The following is a 12,647-nucleotide window of genomic DNA, read 5'->3' as shown; positions in this document are numbered from 1 at the left end:
TACGCCTACATAGCGAGTAAAAATGTTTAGCTTTAAACGAAAGAAAGTACCGAGTCTCTCGGTCAATAATGACATGCTAAGTAAACAACGACGATACGATAGCCTTGTCAGGGCGCTCCATGGCGATCTCTACCGCTACGCCTACTGGCTTTGCGGCGACAAACATATCGCAGAAGATATCACCCAAGAGACCTTTTTAAGGGCTTGGCGTTCGCTCGAATCCCTTAAGGATGATAAAGCCGCTAAAGCTTGGTTAATCACTATTTTACGCAGAGAAAATGCCCGAAGGTTTGAACGCAAACAGTTTGACTACTCTGATGTTGAACAATCTGAATTGGCCGACAATGTGTCGTTATCAACTGAAGACAATATGGAGCAACATCTGCTCAGACGGCAAATAGCTCGCCTTGAAGTCGAATACCGAGAACCACTGGTGCTGCAGGTTATCGGTGGTTTTACTGGCGATGAAATTGCTAACATATTAGAACTTAACCGCAATACTGTTATGACGCGCCTCTTCAGGGCACGCAATCAATTAAAAGAAATGCTCGATGATACGCAAACAAGGGGGCACTCCAATGGATGAGCTAAAATTCCGCCGCGAGGCCTATGAAAATCCGCAGCGTCGTGACGCCGACTTTGTTGCTGCTATGGGAGAATCGAGTCAGCGCGCTCAGTTTGTCAATGACTTAAAGCGCTTAGACCATCAAATTGAAGCGGCGCTGAATATTGACGTCCCTAGCGGTTTAGAAGCAAAACTGCTATTGAATCAACAGTTGCATCGACACCAAGTGCAACGACGCAAAATGGGCTTCACTTTAGCGATGGTGGCATCGGTGGCTTTTGTCGCAGGCATCAGTTTTAGCCTGTTTAGGCTGGGACCGGTCGATTTGGGTGAACATGCCCTAGCCCATGTTGCTCATGAGACCGTAGCGATGCAAAGCAGTCTGGATATCAGCTATAACACCATCAATAGTCAGTTAGCGTCATTGGGTAATTTTGCCAATGCTCGTTTTACTGAGCAGCCAGGACGCGTGTTTTTCAGTACCTACTGCGACTTCCAAGGGGTTAGAAGTTTGCATTTAGTCATGCAAGGTAAGCAAGGCAAGGTCACCTTATTTATCGTACCCATTGAAGAGCGCATGATCCTAGAACAAGCTTTTGCCAACAACCGTTATCAGGGTGAAGGCTTCACGGCAGACAATGCCTACATGTTGCTAGTTGCAGAACATCACGCCGATATAGACAACATTAAAAGCGAAATTCAGCAAACATTCATCTAAAATCATTACAACCTATGGCAAGTTTTACTTGCCATAGGTTAGATCTTAATCACATTCACCCCCTTTATTGAGCTACAGAGCCAACATCTGCTAGCATAGCGACCTCTTAAAAAAACATAACTATAAAGTGGCACAAGCATGACTATTGAATTACCCATATTAATCACTTTTTTTGGCTATCTTGCCTTAATGATGGGCATAGGCCTATGGGCCTATAAAGCAACCGATTCGGTTGACGACTATATCTTAGGGGGTCGATCTATGGGCCCCGCGGTAACGGCATTGAGTGTTGGCGCATCTGACATGTCAGGTTGGTTACTATTAGGCTTACCTGGCGCCGTCTATCTTGGTGGTTTAGGAGAAGCCTGGATCGGCATCGGCTTAGTCTTCGGTGCGTGGCTCAACTGGCTGTTTGTTGCCAAGCGCCTGCGTATCTATACCCAATTTACCGATAACGCGCTAACCCTGCCTGACTTTTTTGAAAAGCGCTTCGACGATAAACATGGCATGTTAAGACTGGTCTCCGCGGTCACTATTTTGGTGTTTTTCACCTTTTATGCCTCATCGGGCATGGTCGGTGGCGCCATACTGTTTGAGAAAGTCTTTGGGTTAGATTACACCTTAGCCCTAATCATAGGTTCAACCATTATTGTGGCTTACACCTTTGTCGGGGGCTTCTTTGCCGTAAGCTGGACTGACTTCTTCCAAGGCTGTTTAATGCTTATCGCCTTACTGTTTGTCCCTGTGGCCATTTTCAATCAACCCGAAACGCAAAATGGTTTACATCAGCTTGATCCCGCCATGTTGTCGATGATTAATCAAGATACTACTGTGATTGGCCTAGTGTCGTTACTGGCTTGGGGGCTGGGTTATTTTGGCCAGCCACATATTTTGTCACGCTTTATGGCTATCGGCACTGCCGATGATATTGTCGTGTCACGCCGCATCGCCATGAGTTGGATGGTGGTTGCCTTAATTGGTGCCCTCGCTACAGGACTTGCTGGCTCGCTCTATTTTGCCGATGAACCACTAGCAAACCCAGAAACAGTCTTCATTCATTTAGCGCACGCCGCTTTTAACCCTTGGATAGGTGGATTGCTCATCGCCGCTATTCTGTCGGCCATTATGAGTACTATCGACTCGCAGCTACTGGTGTGTTCCAGTGTGGTCACAGAAGATTTCTATAAAAAATGGCTACGTCCAGAGGCGAGCAGTAAAGAGTTGATGCTCGTTGGCCGTGTGGGTGTGCTGGCTATTGCACTAGTCTCCGGCGTTATCGCACTTAACCCAGAAAGCAGTGTATTAGGCCTCGTCAGTTACGCTTGGGCCGGATTTGGCGCCGCATTTGGCCCTGTGGTATTGCTCGCACTATTTTGGAAGCACTATAGCCGTAATGGTGCCGTTGCCACCATTTTAGTCGGTGCGCTAACGGTAGTGCTATGGAAACAAGCCAGTGGTGGCATATTTGAGTTATACGAGATTTTACCTGGATTTTTGTTCGCCACTCTTGCGGGCATAGTATTTAGTCTGCTGTTTAAACCAGCTAAAGCCATCACGCAGCAGTTTGAGCAATTTAGCGCCAAGCTTTGATCCTATGCTACTGCAGATTACATTGTCACATTAGACTGGGGCGGTAAACGGAGCTAACGATAAACCGGTTTATCGATATCAAGCTTTCAGGCAAATGACTGTTCCAAACTAAAAAGCGTACACGTGTACGCTTTTTTTATACTTGTCACTTTTGACACAAACAACCAAATTAACAACCTATTAACTTGACAGTTAAACAAGCTGAACCCCACAACACAGGCTATATCTAATGTCACGAGCGACATTCAGTCACTACGCCACTTTTACTATCGCCTAAGCCATTAATTTCACATAAAAATAACATCCAACCCTCATCTGGTCGGAGTTGTTGGCGCATCGCGCCCCCCCTACTATGCACCCGACTAACAAAAGGATCTCGAGAGATTGCTAAGCCAACTCACTAAGACGAGACCGATAATAATGAGAATTGATTTATGAAGCCTTTTAACAAGACAATATTAGCCGTTGCCGTTACGCTCGCGAGCTCGCAAGCTATAGCAGCTGGTTTTTTACTTAATGCACAATCAGCAACCGGTGTGGGCCGAGCCTTTGCCGGTGATGCCGTTATTGCCGATAATGCATCGGTATTAGCGCGTAACCCAGCCGCAATGGCGCTGTTTGACAAAAAACAACTATCAATGGGATTGAACTACGCCGATGTTGAAGTGACAGTGAGCGATGTTTATATCGACTCTCAGTTAGGCGAAATCCATTACGGCGGTGTCGATGATGCAGCAGATGCCAAAATCATCCCTAACTTTTACTACGTTAGCCCGGTAAACGATAAATTCGCCTACGGGGTGGCGCTGTTCAGTAACTTCGGTACAGGTACCGATACCTCAGACTTATCGACCCAACTCGTGGGTGGTAAGCTACCCGCGCCGCTCGATCTATTGGGCAAGACTGAAGTCACCACGCTTAACTTCAACCTAAGTGCATCATATCGCTTCAACGACCATTTTAGTGTCGGTGCAGGCCTTGATATGATCTACGGTAAAGGCACGCTCACTCGTGGTGGTAAGCTGCCGACTCCTACGGGTGCCATCGATCAGCAGTTGGTTGATGTCGATGCCGATGGTGTGGCGTTTGGTGGTATTATCGGCGCTGTATATGAAATCAATGCCGATCACCGTTTTGGCATGAGCTACCGCTTTAGCCCAGATTTTAAAGCCTCGGGTGATATCAATATTTACAACCCACAAGCCAACGCATTTGTGGCCTTTGATGAGATCAATATTCCCCTACCCGATATTTTCCAAGTGGCAGGTTTTCATCAGTTGACCGATAAATTTGCGCTGCACTATACTGCGCAATTAACCACTTGGGGTGATTTCCACGAGCTAACCGTGACAGATGGGACGTTAGGGCCAGTATCTGTTGGCTCAAGCAGCTTAAAGACCTACGCATGGGATGACTCATGGTTGTTCAGTGTCGGTGGTACTTATAGTCTAAACAACACTTGGACTCTGCGTGCCGGCTTTATGGCTGATGAGGGCGTTGTGGGTGAGCTGAGTTCAATCTCTATCCCAGATTCTGATCGCAAATGGTATACCGCAGGCGCGACCTACGCCTTATCGACCAACACCAGCATCGATTTTGGTATCGCCGTGGTGCGCGGTGAAGATGTCCACTTAATTGAAAACAGCTCAGTCACGGACAAGTTACCTATTGGGCCAAACACTGGTATGGTCAATGCCACGACGCGCTCAAATGCAACCTATTATTCAATGCAGTACAACTACACGTTTTAAGGTGTAATTAGCATAAATTGTAATTACCTATCACTGATAGGTAACCTAAAAACCGCACAATTGTGCGGTTTTTTATGTTATAAAAATCTCGTTTTATACCAAACTGGAAAACTAACTGGTCATATTTGCCCAGTCCCTAGAACACATTTGTGTCACTCGTTCTGAACTATCGGTAAAGGTATTCCAGGCATCACAAACGCTATCGACAATGTCTTCATAATTTCTAAAAACTCTATTGGCGAGACAATGCTGGCGCATCCAGCTCCATACTTGTTCGATTGAATTTAGCTCTGGTGAATAAGGCGGTAATTTGATGATGCTGACATTTTTGAATTCATCTGCGATACCTTCGGTATGCCAACCGGCTCCATCCATTATCACGACAGCATGTCGATCTATATCAGTGACGTCCGAGATCTGTTTTAAGTGGAGGTGCATCGCTTCCTTGCTCGTCCATGGAACGACTATTGCCTGACCTATGCCCCTATTAGGACATACAGAACCAAATAGGTATGCATATTCGAATTGCTGCTGCCGTACAACCCGTGGTCTGGTACCCGTTCTGGCCCAAATCTTCGTTGTCGTATTTTGTTGGCCAAATCTTGCTTCATCTTGAAACCAAATATCAATGCGATCTAAAGAAAGGTGCCCGGGGATCTTAAGGATCGTTTTAATTTGGAATTTTTTTAAACTCCTCCTGGGCTTCAATTGATTGTTTTGGGTGCTTAGAGCGTGAGGTTATCCACGAAAACCCCATATGATTCAACAAATAATAGATTGAGTCAGGATGATAGCTTTTACCAAACTCAGATAAAATGTAGCTATGAATATGTGCCCCCGTCAATCTACCACCTTGATCGCTATTTGCTCTTTTTTCTATATAGTCAGCGAGTTGGGCTTGTTGTTTCTTGCTAAGAAATGGTGGCCTACCTGTACGTGGCTTCTCTTGCAACCCAGCTAAGCCTTCCTCTAAAAAGACATGTACCCACTTATTAACACTCGTTCTACTCACTTTCAAAAAACGTGCAATTTGTGTTCGGGACTTTCCATCTTGAAAATGAGCAAGTGCAAGTAGCCGCATCTTCATTTGAATAGATGTTTGCTTACGAGCTAGTGAATTAAAGTCGGTATTCTTAAAGTTATCCATAACAACAAATGAAGAGAATATGATAAATACAATTAGATCATATTTTTACTTAGATTGGTATTATCTGCTCTGGCGTAAAAATCATGCTAATCAAAAGGAATAAGGCGTTAGAGCAAAATACGGCCCCGCTGATACTTACTCGCAACCAACAAACTGTGTCAAATATCTCCTCCTCATCAAGAACTGCAACGAACTCAATTTTGATCAAAAAATAGGCTAGATAAAAAGCCTTAACAAGCATATGCTTTATAAAGCACAACAAGCAATTAGGACGCTTTTTTATGCAAAAATCACTCCCCACGATCCTGCTCGGCGCGTTTATCTGCATTGGTCTCTATCTGCTGGGCAGCCAAGTGGGCAATAGCCTCATCACTATGCGCGCCATGGAGCGCACCGTCACCGTAAAAGGCCTGGCTGAATTGGAAGTGAATGCGGATACCGCCATTTGGCCCATCCGCTTCACAGAGGTGGATAACGACTTAAATAATCTCTACCTCAATGTGCAAAGCAAAACCGATAAGGTGGTTGCTTTCTTGATAAAACAGGGCTTTAGCCGTGATGAAGTTTCAATATCACAGCCTTCTATCCAAGACAGACAAGCGCAAGGCTATGTCGATCCTAATGTGCGTTATCGCTACGCCGCACAAGTGACTGTCTCCCTTTACACTCAGCGCGTTGAGTTATTACTGCGCATACAAAGCAATCTATTGGAATTAGCCAAAGAAGGTATTGCGATATCGAGCCAAGATTATGATAGTCGAACCGAATTTATTTTTACTCAGTTAAACGACATTAAACCGCAAATGGTGCAGTCTGCCACTGAGAATGCGCGCCAGACAGCAGAAAAATTTGCCATCGATTCGGCCTCAAAACTGGGCAAAATCAAACAGGCTTCTCAAGGGCAGTTCACAATTTCCGATCGCGACAGTAATACGCCCAGCATCAAAAAAATAAGAGTTGTCTCGACATTGACCTATTACCTTAATGATTAATCGCGCAGACAGAGTCTTAAACAGTACCACTTATCTAACTGGTGCAAGCGCAAATTGAAATACCATAAGTCATTAAATACCTTATATGAAGTTGTTAGATGTATTAGATGAAGTCGAAGCGTAAACCTATCGCATCACTTCATCGTATTTTTCTAATAAAAGATTGCACAAGCTTGAAAAGTTCATTAGAATTTTCTTATGAAGTTTTTGGAGGTCGTTAGTCTCATGCGTATTCAACATCTATTATCAATCACATTGCTGCCATTACTGCTTAATGTTACAGCCTCCGCTAATACCTTGCCGACGCTAACCGTCACCGCAAAAGAGCAACCCCACTGGGTCACCTTAGATGCGCAGCTTGAAGCGGTAAAATCTGCCACCGTATCGGCGCAAACCTCAGGCAGGATCATTAAGCTTTATTATGATGTGAATGATATTGTGCCCCAAGGCGCGCCATTACTCGAGATCACCAGTAAGTCTCAAGGTGCAGAGCTCGCCGCTGCAGAAGCCGAATACGCCCGAGCCCGCGCACAAAATGAAGAAGCGCAAAAACAACGTCGCCGCTTTGAAGAGCTGTTTCCACAAGGTGCGATTTCACAGGGGCAGATGGATCAAGCCATTGCCACCGCCCGCTCGGCCGCGCAAGCCGTTAGCGCCGCCAAAGCGCGGATCGTGCAAGCCAATGAGTCATTGCAATATACCGTGGTCAGCGCCCCTTTTGCTGGCGTGTTGACTCAGCGTTATGTTGAAGAGGGTGAAACGGTCGCCCCAGGTCAAGCTTTACTCAGTGGGTTTTCAACCGAGCACATGCGCGCTGTGACTCATGTACCACTGCGTTATATCGACGCCCTACGTAACCAATCTAGCGTTGAACTGCAGCTTAGCGACGGCCAAAAAGTGGTATCACAACAGTTAACCATATTCTCCTTTGCCGATCCTTTGAGTCATAGCTATAAAACGCGCATTGATTTACCTGAAGGCATGAGTAACTTAATGCCGGGCATGTGGGTTAAAGCCAAGTTTATTGCAGGCCAGCGCAGCACTATTACCATTCCTCAATCGGCCATTATTTATCAAAATGAGATGAGTGCAGTCTACCTTGAGCAACAAGGGACATTCCAACTCACCCAAGTGCGCCTAGGCGCGCAACGAGATGATCAATTTGAAGTGCTTGCAGGCTTAACCGCAGGCGATGTCATCGCGACTGACGCTTATCAAGTCCGACTTAACCTAGCCCAATAATATGAGCGCTGTAATGGACTTGGCCGTTTAATAGGAATCGTAAATAAGATGAAGCCGTCACATAATCAAGATAGCGACAAGCAACAAAACAAGCCCTATTCACTGGGTTTTTCCGGGCGAGTCGCCGCACTATTTCAACTCAGCGCCATCACACCGCTATTGGCATTGCTCGGCATTTTACTGGGGCTATTCGCGGTACTCGTCACCCCTAAAGAGGAAGAGCCACAGATAGATGTTACCTTTGCCGATGTCTATATTCCTTTTCCTGGAGCAACTCCGAGTGAAGTCGAACAATTAGTCACCCTACCAATGGAGCAGGTACTGTCGCAGATAAAAGGGATAGATACCCTGTATTCGTTTTCACAACCTGATGGCGCCTTACTGATCGCCATTTTTGAAGTGGGAATTCCCCGCAACGAGGCGATTGTAAAGCTGTACAATCAGGTCTACTCCAATATGGATAAAGTGGCCACTCAAGCCGGGGTCGGCGAGCCCCAGATCAAGCCACGTGGTATCGATGATGTGCCCATTGTCAGCCTGACCCTCTGGTCAAAGTCGACCTTAACCTCTGCCGAACAATTAACTCAAGTGGCTAAGGGGCTCGAAACTGAGCTAAAACGCATTCCGGGTACCCGCGAAATTTACACTGTTGGTAGCCATAATGTGAGCCTTAATGTACGTATCGATCCGGCAAAAATGAGCTTTTACGGCTTAACCTATGACGCGATCAGCAATAGCCTTGCCAGCAATAACCATGTATCCATGCCGGTATCACTTATTCAAGATAACCAAGAAATTAAGATTCAAACCGGGCAGTTTTTACAATCCCAACAAGAAGTTGAGCAACTGGTTGTCGCTGTCTATCAAGATGAGTCCGGCCGCAGTGCACCTGTGTATCTCGCCGACATAGCCGATATTAGCCTTAGCAGCGATATCCCGACCCAAAACGCGTGGCACAGCGACAAACAAGGCACCTACCCTGCGGTCACTATCGCCATTGGCAAACAACCTGGTGAGAACGCGGTTGATATTGCCAATGAGATCTTGGCTCGCGTTGATGCGGTCAACAACGTGTTAATTCCTGCCGACGTAGAGGTGACGGTATCGCGTAACTACGGTAAGACCGCCGGAGATAAAGCCAACACCTTAATCTTGAAATTGGTGTTTGCCACCTCGGCTGTGGTGGTATTGGTATTTCTTGCCATGGGGTTACGCGAAGCCATCGTGGTCGGTATTGCCATTATTATTACCTTGGCCATCACCCTCTTTGCCTCTTGGGCATGGGGTTTCACCTTAAACCGAATCTCATTGTTTGCACTTATTTTTTCAATAGGGATTTTAGTTGATGATGCCATAGTCGTGGTAGAAAACATCCACCGCCATATGGCGCTGGGACAACGGGAATTTACCCAATTAATTCCGATTGCCGTGGATGAGGTCGGTGGCCCTACGATATTGGCCACCTTCACCGTCATTGCCGCCCTAATGCCGATGGCTTTTGTGTCTGGACTCATGGGTCCTTACATGAGCCCAATCCCCATTAATGCCAGTATGGGGATGTTAATCTCACTGGCGATCGCCTTTATTGTTACCCCGTGGCTGGCCACTAAACTGTTAAATAAATCTCACAAACATCAGGAGAGCAGCGACACCTCCAGCAGCAATCGTATGGTGGCGATCTTTACGGCGCTCATCTCACCCTTTGTGCACGGTAAACAAGCGGGTAAAGCTCGTCTGGGTCTGGCTGCTGGGATTGTGGTGCTCATTGCCATTGCTATCTCTTTGCCTGTGACTCAACTGGTGGTACTCAAAATGCTGCCTTTTGATAATAAATCAGAATTTCAAGTGATGCTTGATATGCCCGAAGGCACGCCGGTGGAACAAACTCAGCGCGTACTTAAAGCCTTAGGACAGCAGCTTAACCAAGTGGCCGAGGTCGAGAATTACCAGCTATATGCAGGCACCAATGCACCGATGAACTTTAACGGCTTAGTGCGCCATTACTTTTTACGCCAAACACAGGAGCTTGGCGATATTCAGGTCAATTTAGTCGATAAATCTGAGCGCGATCGTGACAGTCACAGCATCGCCGTAGCGGTGCGCGAATCACTGCAAGCTACTGCGGCGCACTATAATGCCAATGTGAAGGTGGTTGAAGTCCCTCCTGGCCCACCGGTATGGTCACCCATTCTGGCCGAGGTGTATGGGCCAAACGAAGCGCTCAGAGAAACCGCCGCCCTGCAGCTGCAAGCGTTATTTCATCAAACTCCAGATGTGGTCGATATCGATATCTATCTGCCTGCGATGCAACAAAAATGGCAGGTGTCCATCGATCGCGCTAAGACCAGTTTATTAGGCGTGCCTTACAGCAATATCGTTGATCTGGTGACCACCTCCATTGGCGGCAAGCAGGTGAGCTACTTACATAAACCCAATCAAACCACACCTGTGCCAATTAAATTGCAGCTTGAGGAGGCTGCCAAGATGGATCTTGAGCAGGTACTAAACCTCAGACTCACCACTCAAAGCGGTGACTCAGTGCCGGTGTCTGAATTGGTGCGCATTAATAAAGGCAGCATAGATGCGCCCATTATTCATAAAAACATGATCCCCATGATCATGGTGGTTGCCGATATGGCTGGGCCGCTAGACAGCCCGCTATACGGTATGTTTGAGATGGCCGCCGACATAGATAGCGAGACAGGCTTGGGCTTTGATCAGCATTATGTCAACCAACCCTCAGGCTTAGACACCATTGCTGTATTGTGGGATGGCGAGTGGAAAATTACTTACGAAACATTCCGTGACATGGGGATCGCCTATGCAGTGGGCATGATTGCGATTTACCTCCTAGTAGTGGGTCAATTTCGCTCCTACTCGGTTCCGCTGATCATTATGGCTCCCATTCCGCTTACCATCATAGGAGTGATGCCGGGTCATGCCCTGCTCGGAGCTCAATTTACCGCCACCTCAATGATCGGCATGATCGCCCTTGCCGGGATTATTGTGCGTAACTCAATATTACTGGTCGACTTTATTAACCAGGAGACAGAGTCGGGCGTACCCTTTGAACAGGCGGTTATTCACTCTGGTGCCGTCCGAGCAAAGCCCATTATGTTGACAGGCCTTGCGGCCATGATTGGTGCCTTATTCATTCTGGATGATCCCATTTTTAATGGATTAGCCATCAGTTTGATCTTCGGTATCTTAGTCTCAACCTTGCTTACCTTGGTTGTGATCCCTGTGCTCTATTACACAGTGATGCGCCACCGCATACCACAAAAAACGGCAAATACTGCCGGTTAATTAAGGAGTTAATTATGTCTATCGAACGTAGTATTTTCGCTTTTGCTGGCTTTATGGTGTTACTGTCTCTCGCGTTGACTGCATTAGTACATCATAATTTTATCTGGCTTACCGCCTTTGTTGGCGCTAATCTATTACAAAGCGCTTTTACTGGGTTTTGCCCTGCAGCCATGATAATGAAAAAACTGGGTGTAAAGAGTGAAGCCGAGCTTGAACGCGCTAAACCACACAGTTAATACCAAGGAGTTTACGTGGGACAAGCCACTACATTACTTAGCCGATTCGGCGCACTGATTGCGCTACTTTTTGTGACCGCTATCGGCTTATCATCACCTAGCATCGCGGCTGAACAAGACATTGAAACCGCATGGAAGATGATAGATAACGGCGCCATGATAGTCGATGTGCGCACCCCTGAAGAGTTTGCCCAGGGGCATTTAGCCAATGCGATTAACATCCCATTTGAAAATATTGCCGCTGAATTTGCTAAACGTAATATAGATAAAGCGACCGATGTGGTGCTGTATTGCCGTAGTGGACGTCGCAGTGATATTGCCCAAATGAGTTTAATTGAGCAAGGTTATACCCACACTTATAATGGTGGTGGCTATCAGACTCTAAGCCAGCAGCAAACCAAATAAGCTGCAGGGCCTGTTTAAATCAATGATAAAGGCACCTATGGGTGCCTTTTTTATGAATAACTTGGCGCCTCCCCTTGGCTACATATCCATTAACAGCACATCCTTTAAGCTGAACTGATAGGTTATCAGCACAAAACACCAACCATGCGTCAATGCGAACATGCAATAAGGCAACCTAATACCGATAAAACCCAATAACGCCAAAGCGGGAAGCTGGAGCGAGTGGTTTTTTATCAACCCACCTCCATATAAACTGATATAATCAGCCTAATTTACATGGACAATCGCACAATATGACACAAGCAAATAATCCTCTGCACGGCATTAAACTCGAAACAATTCTCACCGATTTAGTTGACCATTATGGGTGGGAAGAACTGGGCACACGTATCGACATTCGTTGTTTTAATCATGATCCTAGTATTAAATCTAGCCTTAAGTTTTTACGTAAAACGCCTTGGGCCAGAGAAAAAGTGGAATACCTTTACCTCAAAATGAATAAGCTACCGCTACCTAAGCCGAAAGCGGACAGTGAGGTACGCACATCTACTCGAGTGGCAAGCCCTGCGAGCAGCAACAAGAGTACAGCTAAAGGTGCTGATACCGACAGTACTAACGCACAGATTTGGGGAAAGCGTTAAGCTGGCATATTAACGGGCTTTACCGCCGTCATCATCAGCTTATTGCATAAGATG

Annotated in this window: 11 protein-coding genes; 10 read left to right on the top strand and 1 reads right to left on the bottom strand. The window is 46.4% G+C overall.

Going from position 1 to position 12,647, the window contains the following annotated elements:
* Positions 1 to 22 precede the first annotated feature (22 nt).
* From AC5YB1_RS08400 to AC5YB1_RS08385, 4 genes are all read left to right on the top strand, one after another.
* Entirely contained in the window at positions 23 to 586 is a 564-nt protein-coding gene (locus tag AC5YB1_RS08400; RefSeq protein WP_494521457.1) for a sigma-70 family RNA polymerase sigma factor, read from the top strand.
* Positions 579 to 1,283, top strand: a complete 705-nt coding sequence (locus AC5YB1_RS08395; protein WP_494521456.1) for a DUF3379 domain-containing protein — start codon at positions 579 to 581, stop codon at positions 1,281 to 1,283. Before AC5YB1_RS08400 ends, AC5YB1_RS08395 begins: the two co-directional genes overlap by 8 nt.
* Before the next feature lie 138 nt (positions 1,284 to 1,421).
* The gene (gene putP, locus AC5YB1_RS08390) at positions 1,422 to 2,873 is read left to right on the top strand and encodes a sodium/proline symporter PutP (RefSeq protein ID WP_494521455.1); all 1,452 of its coding nucleotides are present in this window, start codon (positions 1,422 to 1,424) and stop codon (positions 2,871 to 2,873) included.
* Between the two features lie 434 nt (positions 2,874 to 3,307).
* A complete protein-coding gene (locus AC5YB1_RS08385) occupies positions 3,308 to 4,624 on the top strand; it encodes an OmpP1/FadL family transporter (RefSeq protein ID WP_494521454.1) in 1,317 nt (438 codons plus the stop codon).
* Positions 4,625 to 4,735: 111 nt separating this feature from the next.
* Here the strand turns inward: AC5YB1_RS08385 and AC5YB1_RS08380 are convergent.
* Positions 4,736 to 5,771 (bottom strand): IS630 family transposase gene (locus AC5YB1_RS08380; RefSeq protein WP_494518896.1). Its coding sequence is split into 2 segments (ribosomal slippage): positions 4,736 to 5,311 and positions 5,313 to 5,771, totalling 1,035 coding nucleotides; the frame shifts between segments, so codons are not numbered across the junction.
* Between the two features lie 281 nt (positions 5,772 to 6,052).
* On the opposite strand from AC5YB1_RS08380, the gene AC5YB1_RS08375 reads away from it, so the two are divergent.
* From AC5YB1_RS08375 to AC5YB1_RS08350, 6 genes are all read left to right on the top strand, one after another.
* Positions 6,053 to 6,763, top strand: a complete 711-nt coding sequence (locus AC5YB1_RS08375) for an SIMPL domain-containing protein (RefSeq protein ID WP_494521453.1) — start codon at positions 6,053 to 6,055, stop codon at positions 6,761 to 6,763.
* A gap of 225 nt (positions 6,764 to 6,988) precedes the next feature.
* Positions 6,989 to 8,005: an efflux RND transporter periplasmic adaptor subunit gene (locus tag AC5YB1_RS08370; protein WP_494521452.1), complete on the top strand. Its 1,017-nt coding sequence runs from the start codon at positions 6,989 to 6,991 to the stop codon at positions 8,003 to 8,005.
* A 48-nt stretch (positions 8,006 to 8,053) separates the two neighbouring features.
* Positions 8,054 to 11,311 (top strand): efflux RND transporter permease subunit, encoded by a 3,258-nt coding sequence (locus AC5YB1_RS08365; RefSeq protein ID WP_494521451.1) that lies wholly within the window; start codon positions 8,054 to 8,056, stop codon positions 11,309 to 11,311.
* A gap of 14 nt (positions 11,312 to 11,325) precedes the next feature.
* Positions 11,326 to 11,547: a YgaP family membrane protein gene (locus AC5YB1_RS08360; protein ID WP_494521450.1), complete on the top strand. Its 222-nt coding sequence runs from the start codon at positions 11,326 to 11,328 to the stop codon at positions 11,545 to 11,547.
* A 15-nt stretch (positions 11,548 to 11,562) separates the two neighbouring features.
* Positions 11,563 to 11,952 (top strand): rhodanese-like domain-containing protein, encoded by a 390-nt coding sequence (locus AC5YB1_RS08355; protein WP_475514255.1) that lies wholly within the window; start codon positions 11,563 to 11,565, stop codon positions 11,950 to 11,952.
* 293 nt (positions 11,953 to 12,245) lie between these two features.
* Positions 12,246 to 12,593 (top strand): VF530 family protein, encoded by a 348-nt coding sequence (locus AC5YB1_RS08350; protein WP_494521449.1) that lies wholly within the window; start codon positions 12,246 to 12,248, stop codon positions 12,591 to 12,593.
* The last annotated feature ends 54 nt before the right edge of the window (positions 12,594 to 12,647 follow it).

The sequence above is a fragment of the Shewanella sp. 433 genome, from assembly GCF_059338565.1.
Note: the sequence above shows the minus strand (reverse complement) of the source record. Positions and strands in the feature narration are given on the sequence as shown.

What these genes read in the sequence shown, in the direction of transcription:
- AC5YB1_RS08400 (WP_494521457.1), top strand. Translation starts at nt 23, where the DNA reads ATGTTTAGCTTTAAACGAAAGAAAGTACCGAGTCTCTCGGTCAATAAT.
- AC5YB1_RS08395 (WP_494521456.1), top strand. Translation starts at nt 579, where the DNA reads ATGGATGAGCTAAAATTCCGCCGCGAGGCCTATGAAAATCCGCAGCGT.
- putP (WP_494521455.1), top strand. Translation starts at nt 1,422, where the DNA reads ATGACTATTGAATTACCCATATTAATCACTTTTTTTGGCTATCTTGCC.
- AC5YB1_RS08385 (WP_494521454.1), top strand. Translation starts at nt 3,308, where the DNA reads ATGAAGCCTTTTAACAAGACAATATTAGCCGTTGCCGTTACGCTCGCG.
- AC5YB1_RS08375 (WP_494521453.1), top strand. Translation starts at nt 6,053, where the DNA reads ATGCAAAAATCACTCCCCACGATCCTGCTCGGCGCGTTTATCTGCATT.
- AC5YB1_RS08370 (WP_494521452.1), top strand. Translation starts at nt 6,989, where the DNA reads ATGCGTATTCAACATCTATTATCAATCACATTGCTGCCATTACTGCTT.
- AC5YB1_RS08365 (WP_494521451.1), top strand. Translation starts at nt 8,054, where the DNA reads ATGAAGCCGTCACATAATCAAGATAGCGACAAGCAACAAAACAAGCCC.
- AC5YB1_RS08360 (WP_494521450.1), top strand. Translation starts at nt 11,326, where the DNA reads ATGTCTATCGAACGTAGTATTTTCGCTTTTGCTGGCTTTATGGTGTTA.
- AC5YB1_RS08350 (WP_494521449.1), top strand. Translation starts at nt 12,246, where the DNA reads ATGACACAAGCAAATAATCCTCTGCACGGCATTAAACTCGAAACAATT.